Origin of the sequence: Paractinoplanes ferrugineus (assembly GCF_016862195.1) — a bacterium.
GTDB classification, from domain to species: Bacteria; Actinomycetota; Actinomycetes; order Mycobacteriales; family Micromonosporaceae; genus Actinoplanes; species Actinoplanes ferrugineus.
Genome location: NZ_BOMM01000045.1, coordinates 14,318 through 40,763, shown reverse-complemented (window position 1 = coordinate 40,763; position 26,446 = coordinate 14,318). Strand labels below are relative to the sequence as shown.

The 26,446-nt window shown below is 70.9% G+C and carries 23 protein-coding genes; 9 read left to right on the top strand and 14 right to left on the bottom strand.

Annotated elements, in window-relative coordinates; genetic code table 11:
* Positions 1-13: 13 nt before the first annotated feature.
* The 3 genes from Afe05nite_RS23960 to Afe05nite_RS23950 are packed head-to-tail and all read right to left on the bottom strand — an operon-like array spanning position 14 to position 1,798.
* A complete protein-coding gene (locus tag Afe05nite_RS23960) occupies positions 14-1,036 on the bottom strand; it encodes an LLM class flavin-dependent oxidoreductase (protein WP_203819428.1) in 1,023 nt (340 codons plus the stop codon).
* A gap of 9 nt (positions 1,037-1,045) precedes the next feature.
* A complete protein-coding gene (gene smpB, locus Afe05nite_RS23955; RefSeq protein ID WP_203819427.1) occupies positions 1,046-1,525 on the bottom strand; it encodes an SsrA-binding protein SmpB in 480 nt (159 codons plus the stop codon).
* A 9-nt stretch (positions 1,526-1,534) separates the two neighbouring features.
* Entirely contained in the window at positions 1,535-1,798 is a 264-nt protein-coding gene (locus tag Afe05nite_RS23950) for a hypothetical protein (protein ID WP_203819426.1), read from the bottom strand.
* A gap of 161 nt (positions 1,799-1,959) precedes the next feature.
* On the opposite strand from Afe05nite_RS23950, the gene Afe05nite_RS23945 reads away from it, so the two are divergent.
* Positions 1,960-4,077 carry an MMPL family transporter gene (locus Afe05nite_RS23945; RefSeq protein WP_203819425.1) on the top strand — a complete coding sequence of 706 codons (2,118 nt, stop codon included), beginning with the start codon at positions 1,960-1,962 and terminating at the stop codon, positions 4,075-4,077.
* A 66-nt stretch (positions 4,078-4,143) separates the two neighbouring features.
* Here Afe05nite_RS23945 and Afe05nite_RS23940 read toward each other — a convergent pair whose 3' ends face one another.
* Positions 4,144-4,947 (bottom strand): oxidoreductase, encoded by an 804-nt coding sequence (locus Afe05nite_RS23940; RefSeq protein WP_203819424.1) that lies wholly within the window; start codon positions 4,945-4,947, stop codon positions 4,144-4,146.
* 72 nt (positions 4,948-5,019) lie between these two features.
* Between Afe05nite_RS23940 and Afe05nite_RS23935 the strand changes: the two genes are divergently transcribed.
* Positions 5,020-5,904, top strand: coding sequence for a LysR family transcriptional regulator (locus Afe05nite_RS23935; RefSeq protein WP_203819423.1), 885 nt, complete (start codon positions 5,020-5,022; stop codon positions 5,902-5,904).
* Here Afe05nite_RS23935 and Afe05nite_RS23930 read toward each other — a convergent pair.
* Positions 5,888-6,643 carry a CE1 family esterase gene (locus Afe05nite_RS23930; RefSeq protein ID WP_203819422.1) on the bottom strand — a complete coding sequence of 252 codons (756 nt, stop codon included), beginning with the start codon at positions 6,641-6,643 and terminating at the stop codon, positions 5,888-5,890. The genes Afe05nite_RS23935 and Afe05nite_RS23930 overlap by 17 nt on opposite strands.
* A gap of 78 nt (positions 6,644-6,721) precedes the next feature.
* On the opposite strand from Afe05nite_RS23930, the gene Afe05nite_RS23925 reads away from it, so the two are divergent.
* The gene (locus Afe05nite_RS23925) at positions 6,722-7,300 is read left to right on the top strand and encodes a TetR/AcrR family transcriptional regulator (protein ID WP_203819421.1); all 579 of its coding nucleotides are present in this window, start codon (positions 6,722-6,724) and stop codon (positions 7,298-7,300) included.
* Here the strand turns inward: Afe05nite_RS23925 and Afe05nite_RS23920 are convergent.
* Complete coding sequence (locus tag Afe05nite_RS23920) at positions 7,287-9,554, bottom strand: putative bifunctional diguanylate cyclase/phosphodiesterase (protein ID WP_203819420.1); 2,268 nt, start codon at positions 9,552-9,554, stop codon at positions 7,287-7,289. The genes Afe05nite_RS23925 and Afe05nite_RS23920 overlap by 14 nt on opposite strands.
* Positions 9,555-9,669: 115 nt before the next feature.
* The gene (locus Afe05nite_RS23915; protein ID WP_203819419.1) at positions 9,670-10,791 is read right to left on the bottom strand and encodes a cellulose binding domain-containing protein; all 1,122 of its coding nucleotides are present in this window, start codon (positions 10,789-10,791) and stop codon (positions 9,670-9,672) included.
* A 112-nt stretch (positions 10,792-10,903) separates the two neighbouring features.
* Here Afe05nite_RS23915 and Afe05nite_RS23910 point away from each other — a divergent pair, with 112 nt between their 5' ends.
* Positions 10,904-13,114, top strand: coding sequence for a rhamnogalacturonan lyase family protein (locus tag Afe05nite_RS23910; RefSeq protein WP_203819418.1), 2,211 nt, complete (start codon positions 10,904-10,906; stop codon positions 13,112-13,114).
* A 105-nt stretch (positions 13,115-13,219) separates the two neighbouring features.
* The gene (locus Afe05nite_RS23905) at positions 13,220-14,206 is read left to right on the top strand and encodes a malate dehydrogenase (RefSeq protein ID WP_203819417.1); all 987 of its coding nucleotides are present in this window, start codon (positions 13,220-13,222) and stop codon (positions 14,204-14,206) included.
* Between the two features lie 218 nt (positions 14,207-14,424).
* Here the strand turns inward: Afe05nite_RS23905 and Afe05nite_RS23900 are convergent, their stop codons facing one another.
* From Afe05nite_RS23900 to Afe05nite_RS23890, 3 genes are read right to left on the bottom strand one after another with little or no spacing between them, the layout of a single operon-like run.
* The gene (locus Afe05nite_RS23900) at positions 14,425-15,792 is read right to left on the bottom strand and encodes a (Fe-S)-binding protein (RefSeq protein ID WP_203819416.1); all 1,368 of its coding nucleotides are present in this window, start codon (positions 15,790-15,792) and stop codon (positions 14,425-14,427) included.
* On the bottom strand, positions 15,792-16,910 hold the full coding sequence (locus Afe05nite_RS23895; RefSeq protein ID WP_203819415.1) for an FAD-binding oxidoreductase: 1,119 nt from the start codon (positions 16,908-16,910) through the stop codon (positions 15,792-15,794). Before Afe05nite_RS23895 ends, Afe05nite_RS23900 begins: the two co-directional genes overlap by 1 nt.
* A complete protein-coding gene (locus Afe05nite_RS23890; protein WP_203819414.1) occupies positions 16,910-18,367 on the bottom strand; it encodes an FAD-linked oxidase C-terminal domain-containing protein in 1,458 nt (485 codons plus the stop codon). Before Afe05nite_RS23890 ends, Afe05nite_RS23895 begins: the two co-directional genes overlap by 1 nt.
* A gap of 119 nt (positions 18,368-18,486) precedes the next feature.
* On the opposite strand from Afe05nite_RS23890, the gene Afe05nite_RS23885 reads away from it, so the two are divergent.
* Entirely contained in the window at positions 18,487-19,170 is a 684-nt protein-coding gene (locus Afe05nite_RS23885; protein ID WP_203819413.1) for a hypothetical protein, read from the top strand.
* 129 nt (positions 19,171-19,299) lie between these two features.
* Here Afe05nite_RS23885 and Afe05nite_RS23880 read toward each other — a convergent pair whose 3' ends face one another.
* The gene (locus tag Afe05nite_RS23880; RefSeq protein WP_203819412.1) at positions 19,300-20,508 is read right to left on the bottom strand and encodes a cytochrome P450; all 1,209 of its coding nucleotides are present in this window, start codon (positions 20,506-20,508) and stop codon (positions 19,300-19,302) included.
* Positions 20,509-20,693: 185 nt separating this feature from the next.
* Here Afe05nite_RS23880 and Afe05nite_RS23875 point away from each other — a divergent pair, with 185 nt between their 5' ends.
* The gene (locus Afe05nite_RS23875; RefSeq protein WP_203819411.1) at positions 20,694-21,116 is read left to right on the top strand and encodes a helix-turn-helix domain-containing protein; all 423 of its coding nucleotides are present in this window, start codon (positions 20,694-20,696) and stop codon (positions 21,114-21,116) included.
* On the opposite strand, the gene Afe05nite_RS23870 is transcribed toward Afe05nite_RS23875, so the two are convergent.
* Complete coding sequence (locus tag Afe05nite_RS23870) at positions 21,049-22,107, bottom strand: MAB_1171c family putative transporter (RefSeq protein WP_203819410.1); 1,059 nt, start codon at positions 22,105-22,107, stop codon at positions 21,049-21,051. The two genes, Afe05nite_RS23875 and Afe05nite_RS23870, sit on opposite strands and share 68 nt — an antisense overlap.
* Entirely contained in the window at positions 22,107-22,640 is a 534-nt protein-coding gene (locus tag Afe05nite_RS23865) for a hypothetical protein (protein ID WP_239118147.1), read from the bottom strand. The genes Afe05nite_RS23870 and Afe05nite_RS23865 overlap by 1 nt, the downstream gene beginning before the upstream one ends.
* Positions 22,641-22,828: 188 nt before the next feature.
* On the opposite strand from Afe05nite_RS23865, the gene ppdK reads away from it, so the two are divergent.
* Complete coding sequence (gene ppdK, locus Afe05nite_RS23860) at positions 22,829-25,510, top strand: pyruvate, phosphate dikinase (RefSeq protein WP_203819409.1); 2,682 nt, start codon at positions 22,829-22,831, stop codon at positions 25,508-25,510.
* A gap of 117 nt (positions 25,511-25,627) precedes the next feature.
* Positions 25,628-26,035 carry a VOC family protein gene (locus Afe05nite_RS23855; protein ID WP_203819408.1) on the top strand — a complete coding sequence of 136 codons (408 nt, stop codon included), beginning with the start codon at positions 25,628-25,630 and terminating at the stop codon, positions 26,033-26,035.
* 41 nt (positions 26,036-26,076) lie between these two features.
* On the opposite strand, the gene Afe05nite_RS23850 is transcribed toward Afe05nite_RS23855, so the two are convergent.
* A complete protein-coding gene (locus Afe05nite_RS23850; protein WP_203819407.1) occupies positions 26,077-26,442 on the bottom strand; it encodes a YybH family protein in 366 nt (121 codons plus the stop codon).
* Between the last annotated feature and the right edge of the window lie 4 nt (positions 26,443-26,446).

The window sequence follows — 26,446 nt, the reverse complement described above, 5'->3', positions numbered from 1 at the left end:
GGCGCGGTGACGCTCAGGCCAGCAGTTCCCGCACGCGGGGGATGACGACGGTGCCGTACAGCTCGATGGCGGTCATCATCGCCTCGTGGGGCAGGGTGCCGGCGGAGTACTTCAGGTCGAAACGCTGAATCCCCAGCGCCTTGACGGTGTCGGCGATCTTCTGGGCGACCGTCTCCGGTGAACCCGCGTGCCAGGCGCCCTCGTGGATGTCGGCCTCGAAACGGTCGCGGGTCAACGGGGGCCAGCCCCGCTCGCGGCCGATGCGGTTCATCATCGTGCGGACGTGCGGCCACAGCAGTTCGGCGGCCGCCTCGTCGGTCTCGGCGACGAAACCGGGGCAGTGCACGGCCACCGGGAGGTCCTCGGGCTTGCCCAGCTCTTTCAGGGCGCGGTGATAGAGATCGACGTACGGCGCGAAGCGGGCGGGGGCACCGCCGATGATGGCCAGGGTCAACGGGAAGCCGTAGGACGCCGCCCGGATCACCGACTCCGGGCTGCCGCCCACGCCGATCCAGGTCGGGATGCGGCCCCGCTCCGTCTTCGGGTAGACCTGCTGCTCCTTCAGCGCCGCCCGGACCGTTCCGGACCAGGTCACCGGGCCCTCCGCCAGGACCTCCGCCATCAACTCGACCTTCTCCTCGAACAGGCGGTCGTAGTCGGTCAGCTCGTACCCGAAGAGGGGGAAAGACTCGGTGAACGAGCCTCGGCCCAGGGTGATCTCGGCGCGGCCGCCGGAGACGGCGTCCAGGGTGGCGAAGCGTTCGAAGACGCGGACCGGGTCATCGGAGCTCAGCACCGTCACCGCCGTGCCCAGGGTGAGGCGTGAGGTGCGGGCGGCGATCGCGGCCAGCACGATCTCGGGGGACGACACGGCGAAGTCGTCGCGGTGGTGCTCGCCCACGCTGAACGCGTCGACGCCGACGCGTTCGGCCAGCACCGCCTGGTCGATCACGTTGCGGATCACCTGGGCGTAGGGCAGGCGCTTGCCGTCGGGGCCGGTGGTCACATCGCCGAAAGTGTCAAGACCGAAGATCACGGTCTCAGATTACCCGCGCCCCTTGAGGCGCCGGCCCATCTCCCGGGCGATCTCCTTCTGGGCGTCGCGCTCGGCCAGGACCTGCCGCTTGTCGTACGACTTGAGACCGCGCGCCATGCCCAGCTCGACCTTCGCCCAGCCGTTGCTGAAGTACATGGACAACGGCACCAGGGTCAGGCCGTTGCCGTCGCGCAACTGGCTCAGGATCTTGGCGATCTCCACCCGATGCAGGAGCAACTTACGGGTGCGGCGGGGGACGTGATTGGTCCAGCTGCCGTAGCCGTACTCCGCGATGTGCAGGCCGTACAGCATGATCTCGCCCTCGTGCTCCTGGGCGAACGCGTCGACCAGTGAGGCGCGGCCCTCACGCAGCGACTTGACCTCGGTGCCGGCCAGCACGAGACCCGCTTCGTAGGTCTTGAGGATCGCGTAGTCGTGCCGCGCCTTCTTGTTCGACGCGATCAGCTTCCGGCCGGTTTCTTTCGCCACACGGCGAGGCTACGGGACCGGGCGCCGCATCGCGTACGTGACGCTCGACAGCCGGTGCGGCTCGTTGTGCACGTGGATGGCGGCCCGATCGTAGGCCTGCCAGCCGGCCGCGCCCGCCCGGTTGAGGTGCCGCAGGTCGTCGAAGCGCTCATCGGTGCCCCAGCGCAGCACCCCGCCCGGGTGGTGGAAGGTGGCGGTCCAGTCCATGAAGCGGTCCGTGCCGAGCGTGCCGGCCGCTCGGTACTCCAGACGCGCATACTCCCAATTGGTCACGGGTTCGATTATGCCGAAAGTCGCAACCGATCGCTGTCCGGAAACAGCGCTGCAATGTGGACCCTGAGAAAACCCTGAGCTGTCGGATATCAGGGTTGGGCCGGGAGCCGTCGTTGCCCTACCGTTCCACCCGTCAGACCAGGTCTCCGGGGGGAAACGAGATGTCGACAGGTGGAATAGCGCGGCTGATCTGCGGGCGGTGGTCCAAATGGATCGTCCTTGCGCTGTGGATCGTCGTGGTGGCGTTCGCGGGGCCGCTCGCCGGCAAGCTGTCCGGCGTCGAGAAGAATGACAACTCCGCCTGGCTGCCGAGCGGGGCCGAGGCGACCCAGGTCGCCGACCTGCAGAAGCAATTCTCGCCGGACGACATCGTGCCGGCCATCATCGTCTACGAGCGCACCGCCGGCATCACCGCCGCCGACCAGGCCAAGGCGGCCGCCGACGCGGCGGCCTTCGCCAAGGTGCCGGGCATCAGCGGCCAGATCACCGGGCCGATCCCGGCCGAGGACAAGGCGGCCCTGTCGACGATCGTGCCGGTGAGGATCGGTGCGGACGGCTGGGACAAGATCACCACGGTCGTCGACGGGCTGAAGGGCATCACCGGACCCGGTGACGGGGGCCTCGCGATCCATCTGACCGGCCCGGCCGGCAACGCGGCCGACTCGGCCGGGGCGTTCGAGGGCATCGACGGGACACTGCTCTACACGACCCTGATCGTGGTGGCGATCATCCTGCTCATCACGTACCGGAGCCCGGTCCTCTGGCTCTTCCCGATCCTGACCGCGGGCGTCGCGCTGGTCGGCGCGCAGGCCGCGATCTACCTGCTGGCCGAGCACGCGGGCCTGGTGGTCAACGCGCAGAGCGCCGGCATCCTGACGGTGCTCGTGTTCGGCGCCGGCACCGACTACGCGCTGCTGCTCGTCGCGCGCTATCGCGAGGAGTTGCGCAAGCACGACGATCGGCACGAGGCGATGGCCCTGGCGCTGCACCGGGCCGGCCCGGCGATCATCGCGAGCGCCGCCACCGTCGCGGTCGGCATGTCGATCCTCACGCTCGCCGACCTCAACTCGACGAAGGGCCTCGGCCCGGTCGCGGCGCTCGGCATCGTGGTCGGCCTGGCCGCCATGGTCACGCTGCTCCCGGCGGTGCTGGTGATCTGCGGGCGGTGGCTGTTCTGGCCGGCGAAGCCGAAGTTCGGCACCGAGGAGCCGACCGCCACCGGATTCTGGGCCCGCCTCGGCGGCCGGATCGCCAAGCGGCCGCGCATGGTGTGGATCGGCACCGCCGTCGCGCTCGGGGTGATGGCGCTCGGGTTGTTCCAGCTGCGGGCCGACGGGCTGTCCACGGCCGACAGCTTCATCACCAAGCAGCCGTCGGTCGTCGGCGAGGAAGCCCTCGCCCGGCACTTCCCGGCCGGCGGCGGACAACCGGTCACGGTGATCGCCGACGCCGGTCAGGCCGATCAGGTGAGGCAGGCGCTCGCCGGGGTCGAGGGCATCAGCTCGGTGGCCGATCCGGTCGCCAAGAACGGGCTGGTGCAACTCGACGGCACGCTCACCGACGCTCCGGACAGCACCGCCGCGCAGGCCACCGTCGACCGGGTGCGCGACGCCGTGCACGCGGTGCCGGGCGCCGAGGCCAAGGTCGGTGGCGCGACCGCGATGGTGGTCGACATCAACACGGCCAACCGGCACGACAACCGGCTGATCATCCCGCTCGTGCTGCTGGTGGTGCTGATCATCCTGGCCCTGCTGCTGCGGGCGATCGTGGCGCCGCTGATCCTCATGCTCACCGTGGTGCTGTCGTTCGCGGCGGCGCTCGGGGTGAGCGCCCTGGTGTTCCGGCACGTGTTCGGCTGGGGCGGCGAGGACACGTCGTTCCCGCTGTTCGTCTTCGTCTTCCTGGTCGCGCTCGGCATCGACTACAACATCTTCCTGATGACCCGGGTGCGCGAGGAGACGCAAACCCACGGCACCCGGCGCGGGGCGCTCATCGGCCTCGGTGCCACCGGCGGGGTGATCACCTCGGCCGGCATCGTGCTCGCCGGTACGTTCGCCGCGCTCGGCAGTCTGCCGCTGGTGGCGTTCGCCGAGATCGGCTTCGCGGTCGCGTTCGGCGTGCTGCTCGACACGCTCATCGTGCGGTCGGTGCTGGTCACCGCGCTCAACCTGGACATCGGCCGGCACATGTGGTGGCCCAGCAAGCTGCGGCACGTCCCGGACGAGCCGCAGCCGGAGAAGGCGCCGTTGTCGCCGGCCGAACCCGAACTGACCCACTGAAAGCCCCTTCCTCGCCGGGCCGGTCGTCGGGGGACGACCGACCCGGCGAGGTCATGGTGCGCCGCTTCAGTCCAGATCGGTCGAGCGGCTGACCTTCTCCCAGCGGGTCAGGTCGGCGCGGAGCAACTCGTGATGGGCGGCGATGGCGTCGACCGCGTCGTTGCCCAGCGCCAGCCGCAGCGGCGGCTCCGGGTGCTCCAGCGCCGCCAGGATGGCTCGGGCCGCCTTGCGTGGATCGCCCGGCTGGCTGCCGTCCATCGCGTCGACCGCCGCGCGGGTCGGCCCGACCGACGCGGTGTAGGCGTCGATCACCCGGGAGCGGTGCATGCGGTTGCCGCCGAACTCGGTGCGGAAGGCCCCCGGCTCCACGATCACGACGCGTACGCCGAACGGCGCGACCTCGGCCGCCAGCGCCTCCGACATCCCCTCCAGGGCGAACTTCGCGGCGCAGTAGGCCCCGAAGCCGGGCCTGCTCAACTGCCCGCCCATCGAGCTCATCTGCACGATCGTGCCGCCGCCCTGGGCGCGCAGGTGGGGCAGGGCCGCCTTGGTCACCGCCACCGCACCGAAGAACATCACGTCGAACAGGGCCCGAAGCTCGCCCGTCGTCAGCTCCTCGACGGCGCCCACGCTGCCGTGGCCGGCGTTGTTGACCACGACGTCGATCCGGCCCAACTCCGCCACCGTTCGCGCCACCACCGCGTCCACCTGATGTTCGTCGGTGACGTCGAGGGCCGCCGCGCTCGTCGCGAAGCCGAGCTCGCGCGGATCGCGGGCGGTGGCCATCACCAGGTCCCCGGCCGCCATCGCGGCCAGGGCCAGCTCGCGCCCGAATCCCGAGGAACAACCGGTGATCAGCCAATTTCTCATGGGGTCCAGCCTGCCGAGACGCGGACGTCCGAGGCCAACACAGGCTCCCGGTGGCGGTTACAGTCTGAGGCTGTGACCATCGAGCTGCGCCAGGTGCGTTACTTCGTGGCCGTCGCGGAGCAGCTCAGCTTCACCCGCGCCGCCCGCGACCTGCACCTCGCCCAGCAGTCGCTGTCGCAGCAGATCGGTGCGCTGGAACGGCAGCTCGGGGTGCGGCTGTTCGACCGGGACACCCGCGGCACCCGGCTCACCCCGGCCGGGGCGGCGTTCCTGCCGTCGGCACGGGACCTGCTTGACCGGGCCGAGGCGGCCGTCGCGGCGGTCCGCCGGGCCGGGCACTCCCACCTCGAACTGGGGTTTCTCTCGTCGACCGCGAACTACATGCTGCCCGCGATCGTGCGGGCGGTCCGTGCGCGGCTGCCGCAGGTCACCGTCACCACCCACGACCTGGCCGTCGCCGACCTCGTCGCCGGGCTGCGCGACGGCCGCCTCGACGCGGCGTTCACCCGGCCGCCGCTGGTTGCCGACCTGGTCACCACGACGATCGCCGACGAGCCGGTGTGCGCGGTGCTCCCGGCCGGGCACCGCCTGGCCGGCCGGGACTCGCTGCGGCTGGCCGAGTTGGCCGGTGAGGACTGGGTGCTGAGCCCGCGGGAGTCGTGGCCGCCGTGGCACGAGAAGTACGACCGCGACTTCGCCGCCGCCGGTTTCGAGCCCCGGGTGGTGCACCGGGCGGCCGGCGTGCCCAACCTGCTCGGACTGGTCGCCGCCGGGGTCGGGGTGACCCGGCTGGCCCGGTCGGCCCGCAGCATCCGGCGCTCCGGTGTGGCGTTCGTGCCGCTCGCCGGCGAGCACGCCGAGACGGTGCTGGCGTGGCACCCCGGCCGGGTGCCCGCCGCGCTCCGTGAGGTGGTCGCCGACCTGGCCGCCACGGTCGAGCTCACCGAGCTGGGCTGAGCTCGAAGAACTCGGTCATCAGGGTGGCCGTGTCCACCTCGTGGCTGGTGCGGCCCAGGATCGCCGGTTGCTTGCGGGGTCCCGGAATGGTGTGCCCGCCGCCGTGGATCGTGTAGAGCACGGCCCGGCCGTAGTCGCTGCGCTCCACCCGCTCGGTCAGCATCGTGGAGGTCGGCGTGGCGGTGCTCCCGAAATAGGCCGCGGTCTCGGGCGCCGACAGATTGCGGCCGCCGACCTTGAACAGGGCCCGCGCCCACCAGCTGTACTCGCCACCGGCGTACGCGTTGATCGGATCTTCGGTGCCGTGGATCAGCAGCGTCGGCAGGGTCGGCCGGGCGGCGCCGGCCAGCAGGAAGTTCTCCGGGGCGGGCATGGTCGCGGCGATCACCACCGCCCCGGCGAGGAGGGTGGGCGCCTCGTGGGCCAGGCGCATCACCATCTGCCCGCCGTTGGAGTAGCCGACCGCGAAGACCCGTTCCGGCTGGAGCTTGTCAACGACCGTGCGCACGAAGCCGACGTCGTCGATGTTGTCGCGGCGGGCCGGGAAGGCGCTGGCCGTACGCGCGTCGTTCCAGTTGCCCCGGTAGCCGTCCAGGTAGGCGACCCGGGCCGGCAGCGAGTCGAACATCCGGCCGGTGAACTCGCGGTGCTTGCGACCGTTCTGCCGCGAGCCGTGGAAGACCAGCACCAGGTCGCGGGATGGCGTCTCGGTAAGGGTGTATGTGCGTTCGGCGGTCATGGCATCTCCCGTCAAGCGGATGGACTATCCGCTTTGAGCGTACCGAATCGGATAGCCCATCCGGTTATCCTGGTGACCATGACCACGGTTCCGCTGCGCAAGGACGCCGCCCGCAACTGGCACCGCATCCTCGAGGTGGGCCGCGGACTCGTCGACGAGGGCGCGCCGATCCAGCTCAACGACGTCGCGCGGGCGGCGTCGGTGGGCGTGGCCACCGTCTACCGGCACTTCCCGACGCCGGAGGCGCTCGTCGAGACGATCGCCGGGCCCGGGATCGAGGCACTGATCGAGCACGCCGAGAGCGCCCTGCCCGAGTCGGCGCCGGACCGCGACGAATCCTGGGCGGCGCTGCGGGACTTCCTGTTCGCCGGGGTCGACGCGCAGGCCCGGGATGCCTCGCTGCAGCCGGTCTTCGCGGCCCCGCGAAGCGCTCTGCCCCGCACCGCCGAGCTCAAGGAGCGGCTGGCCGCCCGCTACGGCGAGTTGTTCGACCGGGCGCGCGCGGCCGGTGCGGTCGACCCGGGCGTGGCCCGGGAGGACCTCGTCCCGCTCATGTGCGGGGTCATCTTCGCGGCGAGCGTGCACCCCACCGCCGACCGCGCCGCTACCGCCCGGCGTTACCTGGCGGTCCTGCTGGACGGGGTCAGGCGGCGGTGATGACCGGGGCCGCGTTCCACTCCGGGCACCTGATGATCATCTTGCTGATCTCGGCGGCGTCCACCGGCCGGGTGAAGAGGTAGCCCTGGGCGGCATCGCAGCCCAGCTCGCGCAGCTTCGTCAGGGTCGGCTCGTCCTCGACACCCTCGGCGATCGCCCGCAGGTGCAGGGCGTGGGCCAGGGCGATCATCGCGTGCACGACACCCTCCCGGGCGACGTCCTCGTTGATGCCGGCGACGAAGCTGCGGTCGATCTTCAAGGCGTCCCAGTGCCGGTCGGCCAGGCGGGACACCGACGAATAGCCGGTGCCGAAGTCGTCGACCGCGACGGCCACGCCGTGCCGGCGCAGCTCGGCCAGGGTGCCGGTCATCACCGAGTCGTCGACCAGGGCGGTCTCGGTCACCTCCAGGATGAGGGCCGAGGCCGGGGCGTCGTGCGCCTCCAGAGCGGTCAGCACCACCTGGACGAGACGGGCGTTGGTCAGCTGGCGGGGGGAGACGTTGACCGCGACCGTGGGGCGCCAGCCGAACTCGTCGAGCCACTTGTCCTGCGCGGTCAGCACCTGATCGAGAACCTGCTCGAACAGGATGCCGATCAGGCCGACCGTCTCGGCGTGCGGCACGAAGTCGTCCGGCGAGAGCATCCCGCGCGACGGGTGCTGCCAGCGGACCAGGGCCTCCAGGGCGTAGAGGCCGCCGGTGGCCAGGTCGATCTCCGGGTGGTAGACGCAGATCAGCTCGTCGTTGGCGAGGGCGTGCCGCAGCTCGGCGTCCAGTCGCAGCCGGGCGCTCGCCTCCGCCGCGTACTGGTCGTCGAACCGTTCGGCCCGGCCGCGGCCACCGCTCTTCGCCCGGTACATCGCGGCGTCCGCCTCGCGCAGCAGCGCGGCCGGCTCGGCGCGGTAGTCGTCGGTGGTACGCACGCCGACCGACACCGACGGGAAGACCTCGGTGCCGTCGATCATGATCGGCTCGGTGAACGTGGTGACCAGGCGCTCGGCGACCAGGTCGGTGGCCTCGTCGGTGGCGTCCGGCATGAGGATCACGAACTCGTCGCCGCCCAGGCGGGCCACCACGTCGCGGTCGTCGCGCACCGAGTCGACGATGCGCTGGGCGATCGTCACCAGCATCCGGTCGCCCGCCTCGTGGCCGAGGCTGTCGTTGACGTCCTTGAACCGGTCGAGGTCGCAGAACAGCAGGGCGACCTTGTTGCTCCCGTCGGCCGGCAACTCGGCGAGGGCGAAGGTGAGCCGGCGGATCAGCTCGGTGCGGTTGGGCAGGCCGGTGAGGCCGTCGCGGGTGGCGCGCTGGCCCATGTCGCGGAGCGGGCGGCGGATGCGGACCGCCGCCAGCAGCCCGGAGACCAGCACGGCCAGCGCGACCAGGCGGTCCGGGCCGTGCGTGGTGACGGCGGCGTAGGCGTCGACGGTCAGCACGCCCGCGATCACCACGAGGTAGCGGCGCACGCTGAGAATGTTCGTGGAGACGTGCAGCGGGACGTTGAGCTGCGGCATCTGCGGGTGCAGGGCGGCCGCGCCGAGCAGCAGCGGCATCAGCATCCAGCCCAGATCCATCCAGCCGCCGGCGTTGTAGGTGCCGTTCAGGCTGGCCGCCGCGTAGTAGGCGTCCGGGATGAACCAGGCCACCATGCCGGCCACCAGCAGCCGGGCGGGCCACTTGCGCATCTCCATGGACAGGCCGGCGCGCAACGCGCCGAACAGCACGATCAGGGTGCCGACCGGGGTCACGACGGCGACGAGCACGGCGAGACCGTTCGCGCCGTCCTGATCGCGCAGCGTCGGGCTGATGATGTGGATCCAGTACTGCAGGGCGAGCGGCACCGTCAGCACGCCCGCCTCGAGCATGCTGTCCCGCCCGGCGTGATGGCTGAGCCGCACCACCGAGGCCGCGGCGAGCAGGTGCGCCGCGATGTAGAGGACGTCGGCGATCGACGGGAACGGCGGAGCCGCGTGGAACAGGTCGTACCCGGCGAAGATGATGTCGCCGGCGGCCGAGAGCGACAGCGCGACGGCGAGCATCCACCAGGCCGACCGGTTGCGGGGCCGGTTGCGGCGCACGCCGATGATCGCGGCGACGGCGCCGCTGGTGTTGACCGCCGGGAAGATCCAGTTGGTGAGCTGGTTGTCGGGGAGCAGGATGTAGGCCACCGCGACCACGGTCCCGGCGATCAGGAACCACAGCCACGCACGGCTCGGCCGCGAGGCGGCGCTGATGGGACGTACTGCTGCGGGCATCAAGGGGATCTCCAGTCCGACCGGGACGAGGTGGAGATCGGCGCGCGCGACCGTGATCTGAAGAGTTCCGCGCTGTGAGGTACGGGACGGGACAAATCCCGCCCCGTACCGTGGGTCAGTTGATCGCCGCCGTGACCGAGGGATACCAGCGGTTGGCGATCTTGGTGTTGCCGGCGTCGTTGGGGTGCACGCCGTCGTAGGTGTCGGTGGCGGTGTCGAAGCCGGTCCACTGGTCGACGACGGTGACCGGCGAGGTGGCGGTGCTCAGGCCGGCCGCCCATGCCGGGATGGCCGCGTCGAGGGCGACCACCCGGGCCGCGCACTCGGCGCAGGTGCCCGGTTTCATCGGGATGAGCTGCGCGACCAGGATCTTCATCGTCGGCTTCGAGGCGCGCATCTGCGCGACGAGCTTGGTGTACGCGGCGAGGATCGACTCCGTGGACAGGTTCGACCAGACGTCGTTCGTGCCGAAGTGCATCAGCACCACGTCGGGGTGGGTGGCCGCGAGCCAGTCGACGAGCAGGTTCTGGTCGGCGACGTTGGTGACCAGGTAACCGCCGTGCCCCTCGTTCTCGCCGTCGTAGCCGAAGCCGCAGCCCTGACCGGGCAGCGTGCCGACGAAGTCGACCCGGGCGGCGGGCAGTTTCTGCCAGAGCAGCGCTCGCCAGCAGCCGGGCGAACCGGTTATCGAGTCACCGAGTGCCATGATCTTGACGGGCGCGCCGGCCGGTGGCGTGCTTGGCGGCACCGAGGTCGGCGCCGAGGTCGGGCCGGTGGTCGGGGCTGTGGTCGGGCCGGGCGACAGCGGGGTCGGGGGCGTCGGGATGGTGGTCGCGCCCGTGCACGCCACGCCGTTGAGGGTGAACGCGGCCGGCACCGGGTTGCTGCCGGTCCACGAGCCGTTGAAGCCGAACGACGCGGTGGCACCGCTCGCGAGGGCCGGGTTCCAGGCGGCGTTGCGCACCGTGACCGCGCCGCCGGACTGGCTGACCGTGCCGTTCCACAGTTGGGTGATGCTCTGCCCGGCCCCGAAGGTGAAGGTCAGGGCCCAGCCGTCGAGGGGGTCGCCGAGGTTGGTGACGTCGACCGCGGCGCCGAAGCCGCCCGGCCACGAACTGGAGACGGTGTATTTCACGGTGCAGCCGGCCGCCGCGTCGGCGCGCCCGGCGGTGGCGAGGCCGGCCGCGGTGAGGACAGTGGCCGCGGCGGCGAGAAGAGCGGTTCTTCGTCGATGCATCTGGACGGTCCTTCGGGGTGTGGGTGGTGGGCGAAGCGCTTGACGAACGCGGTGGACACGCCTCAGTCTGGGAGCGCTCCCAATCCATGACTGTAAATGTAAGGGGCCGCACGTGGCCAGAAGGAAGCAGCTCGCCGCCGCCCTCGCCGTCGCCACCGCCGGCGCGGGGCTCCTGGTCGCGGCGACCCGGGCCGAGGCAGCCGCCGGCTGCACGGTGAAGTACACGGTCACCAACACCTGGCAGGACGGATTCGGCGTCAGCGTCGACCTCACCAACCTCGGCGACGCCGTCAACGGCTGGACCCTGGCGTTCGCGTTCCCGGGCGGCCAGACGGTCGCCCAGCTCTGGAACGGCGTCGTCACCCAGACCGGGGCGAACGTCTCGGTCAAGGACGCCGGTTACAACGCCGCCCTCGGCACCGGCGCGACCACCTCGTTCGGCTTCAACGGCAGCGGGACGGCCGCGACGCCGGCCTCGTTCAGCCTCAACGGGACCGCGTGCACCGGGGGGACGACCACGCCCACCTCGTCTCCCACGACCTCGCCGACCACCGCACCGACCACCTCGCCCACGCCGTCTCCCACGATCCCGCCGACCACCTCGCCGCCGCCGACCCCGAGCGGCCCCGTCACGGTCAAGGGCAAGCAGGTCGAGCGGCTCGACCGGGGACTGATCAGCGTCCATTCGGGCAGCGGCAACCTGATCAGCTGGCGGCTGCTCGGCACCGACCCGAGCGGCATCGCGTTCAACGTCTACCGCGGCGGCACCAAACTCACCGCCGCCCCCGTCACGAACTCCACGAACTACCTGGACTCCGGGGCGGCGGCCGGTCAGACGTACACGATCAAGCCGGTTCTCGACGGTTCCGAACAGGCCGCCGACGGGCCGGCGCGCAACTTCGCCGACGGCTACCTCGACGTGCCGATCCAGAACCCGAACAGCTCGCTCTACGTCGCCAACGACGCCAGCACCGGTGACCTCGACGGCGACGGCAAACTCGACATCGTCCTGAAATGGGACCCGACGAACTCCAAGGACAACTCGCAGAGCGGCGTCACCGACCCGGTCTACGTCGACGGCTACAAACTCGACGGCACCCGCCTCTGGCGGATCAACCTCGGGCGCAACATCCGGGCCGGCGCGCATTACACCCAATTCCAGGTGTACGACTACGACGGTGACGGCGACGCGGAAGTCGCCATGAAGACGGCCGACGCGACCGTCGACGGCACCGGCCGGGTCATCGGCAACGCGAGCGCCGACTACCGCAACTCCGCCGGTTACATCCTCACCGGTCCCGAATACCTGACCATGTTCGACGGCCGGACCGGCGCCGCCGTCTCCACCGTCAACTACGAACCGGCCCGCGGCACCGTGTCGAGCTGGGGTGACTCGTACGGCAACCGGGTCGATCGTTTCCTGGCCGGCACGGCCTACCTCGACGGCAGCCGGCCCAGCCTGATCATGGCGCGCGGCTACTACACCCGCAGCGTGATCGTCGCCTGGGACTTCCGCAACGGCGCACTGACCCGGCGCTGGACGTTCGACTCCAACAACTCGGGCAACAGCGCCTACGCCGGCCAGGGCAATCACCAACTCGCCGTGGCCGACGTCGACCAGGACGGCCGCGACGAGATCGTCTACGGCGCGATGGCGATCGACGACACCGGCGCCAGGCTGTGGAACACCGGAAACGGTCACGGCGACGCCTTGCACGTCGGCGACCTCGACCCGGCCCGTCCCGGCCTGGAAGAGTTCAAGGTCGACGAGGACGGCAGCAAGCCGTCGTCCTGGTTCGCCGACGCCCGCACCGGCCAGGTCCTCTGGTCCACCCCGGCCAACGGCGACAACGGCCGCGGTGTCTCGGACGACATCTGGGCCGGCAGCCCCGGCGCCGAATCCTGGTCGTCCGCGGCCGACGGCGTGCGCAGCCCGTCCGGCGCGGTCGTCGCCAGTCGCAAGCCCGGCTCCACCAACTTCGTGATCTGGTGGGACGGCGACCCGACCCGGGAACTGCTCGACGGCACCCACATCGACAAATACGGCACCTCGGCCGACACCCGGCTGCTGACCGCGGCCGACGTCCACGCCAACAACGGCACCAAATCCACCCCGTCGCTGTCCGGCGACATCCTCGGCGACTGGCGCGAGGAAGTGATCTGGCCGACGTCCGCGAACAACGCGCTGCGCATCTACAGCACGCCCACGCCGACCGACCGCCGGATCGTCACCCTCCTGCACGACGTCCAGTACCGCGAGGCGATCGCCTGGCAGAACACCGCCTACAACCAGCCGCCGCACCCGTCCTTCGCCATCCGGTAGCTCCGGACCGGCTGCCGGGGAGTCCACGTGGCGGGCTCCCCGGCAGCGACTAGGGTCAGGAAAGCGTCTTCGGCATCGGAGTCGGAGCGGGAGCTTGGAGAAGTGATGACGAACTCGCCAGTCACTGTCACCGTGACCGGCGCGGCCGGCCAGATCGGCTACGCCCTGCTCTTCCGGATCGCCTCGGGACAACTGCTCGGCGCGGACACCCCGGTGCGGCTGCGCCTGCTGGAGATCCCGGCCGCCGTCCGAGCCGCCGAAGGCACCGCGATGGAGCTCGACGACGCCGCGTTCCCGCTGCTCACCGGCGTCGACGTGGTCGACGACGCGAAGCACGCGTTCGACGGCGTCAACGTGGCCCTGCTCGTCGGCGCCCGCCCCCGCAGCAAAGGCATGGAGCGCGGCGACCTGCTGGAGGCCAACGGCGGCATCTTCGCCCCGCAGGGCGCGGCCATCAACGCCGGTGCCGCCGATGACGTACGCGTGCTGGTCGTCGGCAACCCCGCCAACACCAACGCCCTCATCGCCCGCAGCCACGCCCCCGACGTGCCCGCCGAACGGTTCACCGCGATGACCCGGCTCGACCACAACCGGGCCAAGGCCCAGCTGGCCCGCAAACTCGACGTGCCCGTCGCCGACCTGCGCAAGCTGGCCATCTGGGGCAACCACTCGGCCACCCAGTACCCGGACGTCTCGCACGCCGAGGCCGGCGGCCGCCCGGTGCCCGGCCTCGTCGACCAGAGCTGGCTGGCCGACGAGTTCATCCCCCGGGTGGCCAAGCGAGGCGCCGAGATCATCGACGTCCGCGGCGCGTCCTCCGCCGCCTCCGCCGCGTCCGCCGCCATCGACCACATCCACGACTGGGTCAACGGCACCCCCGCCGACGACTGGACCTCCGCCGCCGTCGCGTCGGACGGCTCCTACGGCGTACCCGAAGGCCTGGTCTCCTCCTTCCCCGTCGTCGCCCGCGGCGGCCGCTACGAGATCGTCCAGGGCTTGGACGTCGACGCCTTCTCCCGCTCCCGCATCGACGCCTCCGTCGCCGAACTGCGCGAAGAGCAGGAAGCCGTCCAGCGCCTCGGCCTGATCTGACCTCCGCCCTGTTCGTCCCGAACGCGGGGTCGCCACCAGCCGGTGCGGCCCCGCGTCCGCCTGCCCTGTTCGGTTGGTCCTTCGCCGTGACGTCTCTTTTGTCGGGCATTCGTGATCCGGCAGGGCCTCCGTCAAGGGAGTTGCGCTGATCATCGGCCCCGTGTCGGATCGGGCTCAGCCTTCGGTGGGTGTGGAGGCGTCGGGAGAGCCAGGGGTCGTCAGCGGGCGTTGAGCAAGGCCTCGGGGCCCAGGTTGCGGATGGCGGCGTCCAGGACCTGGGCGGTGTGGGCCAAGGCGATCCGGCCGCCCTGGCGCTGGGCGGCCGCGGCGATCTGCATGAGGCAACCCGGGTTGGCGGTGACCAGTAAGGAGGCGCCGGTGGACAAGACGTTCGCGGCTTTTCGGGCGCCCAGTTCGGCGGCCGGTTCGGGGTTGAGGACGTTCCAGATGCCGGCGGAGCCGCAGCAGAGCTCGGGGTCGGCGATCTCGCGCAGGGTCAGGCCGGGGATGTCGCGCAGCAGGGAGCGGGGCTGGGTGCGGATGCCCTGGGCGTGCGCCAGGTGGCAGGCGTCGTGGTAGGCGACGGTCAGGTCGAGGGGGTGGCGTTCGGCGACCGGGCCCAGGGTGTGCAGCAGTTCGGCGAGGTCGCGGACCTTCGCGGTGAAGGCGGCGGCTCGGGAGGCGTACGCGGGGTCGTCGGCCAGCAGGGTGTCGTACTCCTTGAGGGACGAACCGCAACCGGCGGCGTTGACCACGAAATAGTCCATGCCGGTCTGTTCGAAGGTGTCGATCAGCTTGCGGGCGAAGCGCTGCGCCTCCGCCTTGCGGCCGTTGTGCACCGACAGCGCGCCGCAACAGCCCTGCGACGGGGGGATGAGGACGTCGCAACCTTCGGCGGCCAGCACGCGTACCGTTGCTGAATTCACGTCGGGGAAGAACGCGCTCTGCACGCAGCCGGTGAGCATCCCGACGACCGCCCGCCGGGGGCCGCGGGCCGGCACCCGCTGCGGCGGCCGCGGCACGGTGCGCAGCCTGGGGGCCAGCGAGTCGAGTGTGGCCAGGGTCGGGGCCAGGCGTTCCAGCAGGCCGCTGCGGGTGATCAGTCGCTGCAGGCCGGTGGCCTGGTAGGCGCGGAGCGGGCCGCGCAGCAGGCGCAGGCGGCGTGGGTAGGGGAAGAGCGCGAAGATCGCGCCGCGGAGGGCTTTCTCCTTCGGTGTACGCGGGTGCCGGCGCTCGACCTGCGCGCGGGTGTCCTCGATCAGCCGATCGTACTTGACGCCCGACGGGCAGGCGGTGACGCAGGACATGCAGCCTAGGCAGGTGTCGTAATGCTCCACCATGGAGTCGGTCAGCGGTTCGCCGTTGACGCCCTGGTTCATCAGATGGATGCGGCCCCGCGGCGAGTCGGCCTCGGCTCCCCACAGCACGTAGGTGGGGCAGGTGGGCAGGCAGAAGCCGCAGTGCACGCAGTCGGCGATCAGTTCCTTCGCGGGCGGGTGGTCGTCGTCGAAGGCGGGGCCGCCGCCCGCGACCGGTCCGAGCACGTCGCGGGGTGGCTCGCCGGTGCCCCACGTGGCGTCGACCATCAGATGCCTCCCACGAAACGGCCGGGCGCGAAGCGGTGGTCCGGGTCGAACTGGTCCTTCACCCGCCGCATCAGCGACAGGCCCGGTACCGGGCCCCACATGTCCAGGATGTCGCGTACGTCGGGCGGGGCGGTCAGCACGACGGCGTGGCCGCCGAGCCGGACGGAGCGGGCCCGGAGGCGTTCGACCTCGGTGCGGCCGGCCGCGGCGGCGTAGAGCACGCCGGTTCCGGCCGAGCCGCGCACGGGGTCGGGGCCGGCGGCCAGTTCCGGCACGGCGGAGAGCGGCACCGAGACCTTCACGCCGATGCCGCCGGCCGGCCAGGGCGGCACACCCCACCAGCTTGGCGACATTTCAGAAATGTCGCCAGAGAGCAGCTTTTCCAAGGCGACTGCTCTTTCGTGTACGCCGTCGGCAGTGCCCTCGAGCAGGACGGCCAGTTCGCCGGAGGCCGAGTCGATCTCGACCGCCGCCGGCACCACCGCGGCGCCACGGATCCGGGCGGGTGCGTCCGGGGTGAACGCGGCCCGGACGAACAGGGCGTGTCGCGGGCGCGGGTGCAGGCGGAAGGCGCACTCCGTGATCAGGCCCAGCGTCCCGTACGAGCCGGTGTAGAGCTTGCCCAGGTCGTACCCCGCGACGTTCTTCACGACCTTGCCGCCCGCCTTCGCGATCTTGCCGTCGGCCCGGACCACGGTGATGCCGATGAGCAGGTCGCGCACCCCGCCGTAGTGCAGCCGCCGCGGGCCGCTGGTCGCGGTCGCGACCGTTCCGCCGACGGTGGCCCCGGCCGGGCCGTCCAGGGCCAGCAGTTGATCGGGCAGGTCGATGCCGGCCAGCGGGGTACCGGCCCGGACGATCGTGATCAGGTCACCGGCGGCGTGCTCGACGATGCCGGACAGGTGGCGGGTGTCGATGATCAGGTCGAGCGTGCGCGGCGGTGGACCCCAGTCGAGCTTGGTGCCGGCACCGCGTACGACGACGGTCAGGCCTCGCGTCGCGGCCAGCAGGGCCGACGCCTCGGCGGTGCTCCGCGGGGTGGCGACCAGGCGCGCCGGCACCCCGCCCACCGCGTCGTCGTCGTTCGCGGGCCGGGTCAGTTCGTCGATGGCGGTCATCAGAAGACCTCCGCGCCGTCCCGGTCGGCGGTCTCGCCGGCTCGGTGCCGGCCGGGGCGCTCACCGCAGAGCCGGGGCGTCGGGTAGATCTTGCCCGGGTTGGCCAGGCCGGCCGGGTCGAAGGCGCAGCGCAGCAGTTGCATCGTGTCGAGGTCGTCGGGGCCGAACATCCGCGGCATGTATTTCGCCTTGTCGGCACCGACCCCGTGCTCGCCGGTGATCGAACCGCCGTACTCGATGCACAGGTCGATGATCGCGCCCGAGGTCGTCTCGGCCCGGTCCGCCTCGCCCGGGTTGGTGTCGTCGAAGAGCACGAGCGGATGCAGGTTGCCGTCCCCGGCGTGGAAGACGTTGGCGACGCGGACGCCGTTCGCCGCCGCCAGCTCGTCGATGCGGCGCAGCACCTCGGGCAGCGCGGTTCGCGGGATCACGCCGTCCTGCACGATGTAGTCGGGACTGATCCGGCCGACCGCGGCGAACGCCGATTTGCGGCCCCGCCAGAACAGCGCCCGCTCGGCGTCGTCGGCCGCGATCCGGATCTCGAACGCGCCGGCCGCCTCGCACCGGCCCACGACCTCGTCGAACTGCGCGGCCACCTCGGCGCCCGGGCCGTCCAGCTCGACGATCAGCACCGCCGCGGCGCCGGCCGGATAGCCGCAGGCGACGGCGGCCTCGGCGGCCTCGATGGCGAGCGCGTCCATCATCTCGATCGCCGCCGGCACCACCCCGGCCGCGATGATGGCGCTGGTCGCGGCGCCGGCTTCGGCGATCGAGGGGAAGGCGGCGAGCAGGGTACGCACCGTCTCGGGCAGCCGGGTCAGTTTGACCGTCACCTCGGTGGCCACCCCGAGCGTCCCCTCCGAGCCGACGAACGCGCCGATCAGGTCGTAGCCGGGCGGATCGAGAGCACGCCCGCCGAGCCGGGTCACCGCGCCGTCCGGCGTGACGACCTCCAGCCCGGTCACGTGGTTGACGGTGAATCCGTACTTCAGGCAATGGGCGCCGCCCGAGTTCTCCGCGACGTTGCCGCCGATCGAGCAGATCTGCTGGCTGGACGGGTCGGGCGCGTAGTAGTAGCCGGCCGGCGTCGAGGCCCGGGTGAGCTGCAGGTTGATCACGCCGGGCTGGACCACGGCCCGCTCGTCGCCGGCCGAGATCTCGAGGATGTCGCGCATCTGCGCGGTCACGATCAGCACCCCGTCGGCGTGCGGGAGCGCCCCGCCCGACAGCCCGGTCCCGGAGCCCCGGGCGACGAACGGAACACCCGCCTCGGCGCAGGCCCGGACGACGTCCGCGACCTGGGCGGTGTTCTGCGGGAGGACGACGACCGCGGGCACCACCTTGTGGTGGGCGAGACCGTCGCACTCGTACGTCCGGAGCTCCTGCCGGTCGGTGATCACCAGCTCCGGCCCGAGCGCCGACCGCAGCCGAGCGGCCAGCCCATCGATCTCGGTCACCGCGGCCTCCTCGCCGATCGACCCCTCCCGTCAAACTAACCGCTGACGGTCCGCCGGTCACCAGGTCACCCTGGGTACTGCTGGTCGGCGGGGAACGGATCTTCTGCAAAGATGGCCCGATGTTCGTGACCGGGAGAGTTGCCATCACCGCCGCCTGCGTCCTCGCGTTGGCCGCCGGGTGCAGCTCCGACGACGGTGAGAAGCCCGACGACTCACTGATCTCCGAGACCACCATGCGTGGTGCTCTGCTGCAGGCCACCGACGTCGGGCCGACCTGGCGGGCGCCCGACGAGAGCGCCGACCCCAACCAGCTCGTCAGCATCTGCGGCGGTTCCACCCCGCCGCCGACCGTGCCGCCGGGCGCCAGTGTCGTCGCCGCACCGCTGGCCGACGAGGGGGAGAAGGGGGCGCAGACGCTCGAGCAGATCGCCCTCGTCTACGGCGACAAGTCGGGCGCCGACGCGGCCCTGGCCGGGCTCAAGGCGGTCGCCGACGGGTGCCCGGCCAACCAGTCGGTGGCGGCGGTCAGCAACGACCAGCGCAACGAGCCGGCCTACACCGAGACGGTGCAGCAGCAGACGGTCAACGAGCAGGGCTGGAGCGGATTCGTGGTGATCCGGCACAAGAAGTACGAAGCCTCACACCCGGGCACGGCCGACACCGCCGTGACGATCGTGCAGCGGGCCAACGTGGTGCTCGTCGACGCGTACGCGCTCTACCAGCTGAGTGACGCGAGCGCCGCACCGCAGTTCGACGCCGACTGGAAGAAACTGGTCGGCTCGGTCGTGCAGCGCGTGGGATAGACAGCCGCCTCCAGTTCGTCTAATGTTCGCGGTGCGCCGTTGCGAGTTCTTCCCCCGTGGAATTCGCAGCGGCGCTCTAATTTTCCGGAGCTGATTTTCCCCGCTCTGATGGACCGAGCCCTGGGTGGCTCACTTCTCGAAAGCCACCGGCAGCGACGTGTAGCCCCGGATGGTCAGGCTGTTCCGCCGCACCGGTGCGCCGTCGAGGCGCAAGCCGGGAAAGCGGGACAGCAGCGCCGGAAAAGCCACCTGGGCCTCGAGCCGCGCCAGCGGCGCACCGAGGCAGTAATGGATTCCGCCGCCGAACGACAGCGGTCCGTTGTCCGGCCGGGTGAGATCGAGCCGATCCGGATCGGTGAAGCGTTCCGGGTCGCGGTTGCCGGCGCCGAGGTAGGCGACGATCCGGTCGCCCGCGTCGACCGGCACCCCGCCGATCGACGTCTGCTCCCAGGCCACCCGGGCGAGGAGTTGCACCGGCGAGTCGAACCGCAGCAGCTCCTCGACCGCCCGGCCCGGGTCGGCGAGCAACGCCGGGATCTCAGCGGGGTTGTCCAGCAGCGCCACGAGCCCGTTGCCGAGCAGGTTGGTGGTGGTCTCGAAACCGGCCGCGAACAGCAGCGCCGCCATGGTGAGCAGCTCGTCCTCGGTGAGCCGGTCGCCCTCCTCCTCGGCCGCGACCAGGGCGCTGAGCAGGTCGTCCTGCGGAGCTTTGCGGCGCTCCGCCGCCAGATCCGACAGATAGGAGCGCATCTTGGCCGCGGCCGGGTCGGCGGTGGCGATCACCTCGGGCGTGATCACGTCGAGCACCTGCGACCAGTCCCGCACCAGCGACTGGAACTGGGCACGATCCGGTTCCGGCACGCCGAGCAGTTCGCCGATCACGTTGCACGGCAACGGAAAGGCGAACGCGGAGATGAAGTCGGCCGGCCCGTCCACCCGGTCGAGCAACTCGTGCACCATCCGCTCGATCGCCGGTCGCAGCGCCTGCACCCGGCGGGGCGTGAAACCTGAGCTGACGAGCCGGCGCAGGCGCGTGTGGTCGGGCGGGTTGAGCGCGAGCAGGCTGGTGAACAACTGGTAGAGAGCCGGGTGGTCGGCCCAGTCGGGCAGGCCGATGAACGCCAGCATGTGCGCCGGCAGGTGGCCCAGCTTGGCGTCGCGGGTCACGGCCGCGCAGTCCGCGTGCCTGGTCACGACGAGGGCGCTGTCGTCCGCGCGGACCACCGGGGAGATCTCGCGCATCCGGCGGTAACGGGGGTAGGGATCGTCGCGGCCGACCAGGGTGGTCAACTCGGCGAGCAGATTCGAGACCTCGGGTCCATCCACAATGTCCACCACGAGGCTGACCCTACCCGTTAAGGGGTTGAGCGGCGGGAACCCTTCACTTAGGCTCAGCTCGGTCTCATCAACCACAGTTTATGACGTCCTACATCGGGGGATGTGCATGGACGCGGGGTCGCGTGCCAAGCTCATGGACGTCAGAATGTGGCGCACAGTGGCCGAAACACGGGGAGGGAGGCGTGGTGGGCGCCTTCTCCATCGCCGGCAAGCTCGACACGTTGTTCCGCCGGGTCCGCTCCGTGGGCCAGGCGGAGCCGAGCTACATGGCGGTCTCCGAGACGATCCGCGCGACGCAGGGCGTGCCGATCTCACACACATACATCTGGCAGCTGCGCACCGGCCGCCGTGACAATCCCACGGTCGCCCATCTGACCGCCCTGGCCACCTACTTCGGTGTTCCGGTCGCCTATTTCCTCGACGACGAGCAGACCCGCCGGGTCGACGCCCAGCTCGCGCTGCTGCAGAGCATCCGCGACGCCGGGGTCACCGAGATCGCGTTGCGGGCGGCGGACGTCTCGCCGCGCGGGCGCGAGACCATCAACGAGCTGATCCGGAAGGTCTGGGAGTCGGAGCAGCGGTCCGGAGCCTTCGATAGGCCCCGCTGACCCGGCTCAGCCAGGCCACCTCGTCGGACATCTCCGGACCCACCGGTGCGAACTCGACGCCGTGCGCGTTCGGCGCACCGGCGGCGTGACGCCGTAGCGCCAGGGCGATCGCGGCGGCCTCCGCTTCGGCGGGATCCGCGTTCTCCGGCGATTCGTCCGACAGGTACGGGCGGAGCGCCATCATCCCGTCCCGGATCTCGATCACGCGCCGGTAGACCCGCAGGTGGACGTCGTCGACGCCGGCCAGCTCGATCACCGCCCGCCGCGGGGTGAACAGGATGACCTCGGGGAACGCGTCCCGCATCGCCTTCCAGAGCGGCCGGAGCGCGAGCAGCGACCAGTACGCCCGGATGATCTCCCGGGACCGCCGGGCGGCCGGGACACAGGCCCCCGCCACCGCGATGAGGGTGCCGCCGGCCTGCAGATAGACCGCCTTGCGGTGGAAGTCGGCGAAGTCGGTGCGCGGCGCGGCGACGATCAGGGCCGTCTTGAACGCCGCGTAGAGCGCGACCATCGCGCAGCCCACCGAGATCGCTCTCAGCCCGAGGCGGGGGAGACCGGCGGGCGCTTGCGGGGCCACCGACCAGAAGAGCACGGTGGTGGTGCCGAGCACCCAGCCGAGGAAGCCCTCGAGGACCACCCAGTAGGCGATCGTGAGCGGTTCGAGATCGCCGTCGAGCCCGACGTCCCCGGACACCACGGCAAGGGTCGCCAAGGCGACGAGGACGATGGCGGTCAGGGCGAGATGCCGGCGCCTGCTGCCGTGCCCGGCCAGCAGGGACAGGAACCGCAGGAGAAAGTACGCGGCCAGCACGCCGAGCAGGTTCGGTGCGATCGTCGGTGTCCCCGGAATCAGCACTGTCGTCTTGACCAGGGCCAGCACGAATACCGTCGCCCAGAACGCCCGCTGCCGCGCATCGCGCCACAGGGTCGGCACTCGCGCCACGACCACGCCCCAGAGCAGGACGAGCAGCACGACCCGAAGAACCATCAGCCGTCCGCGCCGACCGCCCCGGGGCCGGCCGCCGGACCGGTGGTGGTGGGCTCGTGGTCGACGAAGCCGAAGGCGTCGGCGACCCGGGCGAGCGTGGTGGTGGCCCGCCGCGGTGCGGTGGAACGGCCGCGGATCAGCGAGGCCATCATCTCTGCCTCGCGCTCCTGGGCGGTGGGGTAGCCGGCCCGCCCCAGCATCCGGCGCACGGTGGCCGGGTCGAGGTCGGGGAAGAGCCGGGCGATCGAACCGTCCACTCCGGAATGACCGCTCAGGATGTGGGCGAGCTCGTGCAGGACGATGTGCTCGGCGTGCAGCGGTGAGGTGCCCGGATCGTAGAAGACGTGATCGGCCCGGTCGGTTGCGATCCAGAGACCGCAGGGCGCTTCGGCGCTCAGGCCGGCGACCGGGCGGCGGATCAGCGGACGACCCCGTCGCGCGGCCACCTCGCCGCAGAATGCATCGAGGTCGAAGGGCATGGGAACCCGGATGCCGCGCAGGCGATGCTCGCTGCGACGCCGAAGTCCCATCATTGCCGTCAGGCTACCCGCCGGTGGGTTTGCGCGTAACTGCGCGGAGAGAGCGCTTCCCGAGCACGAGGTCACGGAGCCCTGTGGAAAACCCCACGCACCGTTAACTATTCGGCGAATGTCTGCTTAGCCTTACGAATCGCGGGGCGGGAACCAGTTGGACCGCGGAATCAAAACCGAAGGTGGCTGGCATGGCTAAGCTCGTGTACGACTTCGCCGAGGGCAACAGGGACATGAAGGACCTGCTCGGCGGGAAGGGCGCGAATCTCGCCGAGATGACCAACCTCGGTCTGCCCGTGCCGGGCGGCTTCACCATCACCACCGAGGCGTGCCAGCGCTACCTCGCCGACGGGCGGCACGCCGACGGACTCGCGGCCGAACTGGGCGAGCACCTCGAAGCGCTCGAGGCCACCATGGGCCGCAAACTCGGCGACCCGGCCGACCCGCTGCTCGTGTCCGTCCGATCCGGGGCGAAGTTCTCGATGCCCGGCATGATGGAGACGGTGCTCAACGTCGGCCTCAACGACGAGAGCGTCGACGGCCTGTCCCGCCAGGCGGGCGGCAACGACCGGTTCGCGTGGGACTCCTACCGCCGGCTCATCCAGATGTTCGGCAAGACCGTGTGCGACGTGCCCGGCGAGGAGTTCGAGCACGCACTGCACCATGCGAAGGTGGCCAAGGGTGTCAAGGACGACGTCCAGCTCGACGCCGATGATCTGCGGGCGCTGGTCACGGCGTACAAGAAGGTCTTCTTGAAGCACACCGGCCACGACTTCCCGCAGGAACCGCGGGAGCAGTTGGATCTGGCGATCGAGGCCGTGTTCCGGTCGTGGAACGCCGATCGGGCCATCCTCTACCGACGTCAGGAGCGCATTCCGGCCGACCTCGGGACGGCCGTCAACGTCGTCGCGATGGTCTTCGGCAACCTCGGACCCGACTCCGGCACCGGCGTCGCCTTCACCCGTGACCCGGCCACCGGCGAGCGCGGCGTCTACGGTGACTACCTGCAGAACGCGCAGGGCGAGGACGTCGTGGCCGGTATCCGCAACACCCTCGCGCTGGCCGAGCTCGCCGACCTCGACGAGAAGTCGTACGCCGAACTGCTCGACATCATGACCCGCCTCGAAGGCCACTACCACGACCTGTGCGACATCGAGTTCACCATCGAGCGCGGGAAGCTGTGGATGCTGCAGACCCGGGTCGGCAAACGCACCGCCGCCGCGGCCTTCACCATCGCCGCCCAACTGGTCGACGAGGGCGTGATCGACCTCGACGAAGCGCTCACCCGGGTCTCCGGCGCCCAACTCGCCCAGCTGATGTTCCCGCGCTTCGACCTGGCCGGCGACCCGGCCGTACTGACCCGCGGCGTCGGTGCCTCGCCCGGTGCCGCCGTCGGCGAGGTCGTCTTCTCGGCGGCCGACGCGGTGGCGGCGGCCGCCACCGGCCGATCGGTGATCCTGGTGCGCCGGGAGACCAACCCCGACGACCTGTCCGGCATGATCGCCGCTCAGGGCATCCTCACCTCGCGCGGCGGCAAGACCTCGCACGCGGCCGTGGTCGCTCGCGGCATGGGCAAGACCTGCGTGTGCGGGGCCGACGCGCTGGAGATCGGGCGCGACCGGTTCACCGTCGGCGGCCGGACCGTACGCGAAGGCGACGTCATCTCGATCGACGGCACCACCGGCCGCGTCTACCCGGGTGAGGTGCCGGTGCGACCGTCCGAAGTGGTGCAGTACTTCGAAGGTCACCTCGACCCGGCCCTTGCCAACGAGCCGCTCGTCGCCGCCGTACACCAGCTCATGACCCATGCCGACGCCGCCGCGGCGCTGACCGTGCGCACCAATGCCGACACCGGCCCCGACGCCGCCCGCGCCCGCCGCTTCGGCGCGCAGGGCATCGGCCTGTGCCGTACCGAGCACATGTTCCTCGGCGACCGCCGCGAACTGGTCGAACGCCTCATCCTCGCGCACACCGCAGCCGAGCGCGACGACGCGCTCGGCGCCCTGCAGCCCCTGCAACGGGCGGACTTCCTGGAGATCTTCCGCGAGATGAACGGCCTGCCCGTCACGGTCCGGCTCATCGACCCGCCGCTGCACGAGTTCCTGCCCTCCCTGGAGGACCTCGCGGTGCAGGTCGCGGTGGCCAAGGCACGCGGCGAACAGGCCGACCGGGACGAGCGGATGCTCGCGGCGGTACGGCGCATGCACGAGTCCAACCCGATGCTCGGCCTGCGCGGTGTACGTCTCGGCCTGGTGATCCCCGGCCTCTTCGCGATGCAGGTGCGGGCCATCGCCGAGGCGGCGGTCGCGCTGGCCGCCGAGGGCGGCCGGCCCCGCCCGGAGATCATGGTTCCGCTGGTCGGCGCGGTGCAGGAGCTCGAGACGGTACGCGCGGAGGCCGAGAAGATCATCGCCGAGGTGGTCGCCGGCTCCGACGTGCAAGTCCTGGTCGGCACCATGATCGAGGTACCGCGAGCAGCCCTGACCGCGGGCCAGATCGCCGAGGCGGCCGAGTTCTTCTCCTTCGGCACCAACGACCTGACCCAGATGGGCTGGGGCTTCTCCCGCGACGACGTCGAGGGCGCGTTCTTCTGGCGCTACCTCGAACTCGGCATCTTCGGCATCAGCCCGTTCGAGTCGATCGACCGCGAAGGCGTCGGCCGCCTGGTCCGCATCGCCGCCGCCGAAGGCCGGGCGACCCGCCCCGACCTGAAACTGGGCGTCTGCGGCGAACACGGCGGTGACCCGGAGTCCGTCCACTTCTTCCACGAGGTCGGCCTGGACTACGTCTCCTGCTCCCCGTTCCGGGTCCCGGTCGCCCGCCTGGAAGCCGGCCGCGCCGCCATCGAGTCCACCGGTTCCGACCACCGCTGACCTCCCGGCCCCGGTCGCACTCGACCGGGGCAATGGTGGCGCGACAGCCGATTTTTGTCGGTGGGTGGGTCTAAATTCGGGCGTGACAAGGACCAGTCACAGCCAAGGGAGCCTGCGATGGCGTCTCAACTCAACCCCTATCTGACCTTCGGCGGCAACGCTCGCGAAGCCATGGAGTTCTACCATTCGGTCCTCGGCGGCGAGCTGAAGGTCAACACGTTCGGCGACCTCGGCAACCCCGATCCGGCAGTGGCCGACCTCGTGATGCACGCCAACCTGTTGTCGCCCAAGGGTTATCACCTGATGGCCTCCGACACGGCACCCGGCATGACTCTCCACCCGGGCAACAATGTCACGGTCAGCCTCAGCGGCGATCCCGGTGAGGGGCTCGAGGAGGTCTGGGCAAAGCTCGCCGACGGTGGCGAGGTGCATGTGCCGTTCGAGAAGCAGATGTGGGGCGACACGTTCGGCCAGCTGAAGGACAAGTTCGGCGTTCAGTGGATGGTCGACGTGCTCGGCTCCTGACGCCCCGGGGTGGGCCGGGCGGCAAGCGCCCGGCCCACGCTTCAGGAGACCGGCGTGTTCTGGTCGTGCAACAGCAGCCACGTGCCGTCGGTGCGGGCGAACGTGAGGCCCAGCAGGTAGCGCATCGAATAGGGCTTTCCGGAGTGGTCGACGTCGTGGTAGTCGACGGTGAACAGCGCTATCCCCGTGTCCCCCGACTCGCTGCTGTGCTGTTTGCTCAGCTGCCAGCTCCAGTCCGGGTCGACGAACCAGTTCTCGTGGAACGCGCCCACCTCCCGCCGGCCCCGGACGACGCGGCCGTTGAGCATCACCAGAGTGACGTCCTCGTGCACCGATGCGAGGTAGGTCTCCAGGTCGCGCTCGGTCACCGCGGCCAGATGCCGATCCACCGCCTGTGCGAAGTCCAATTCA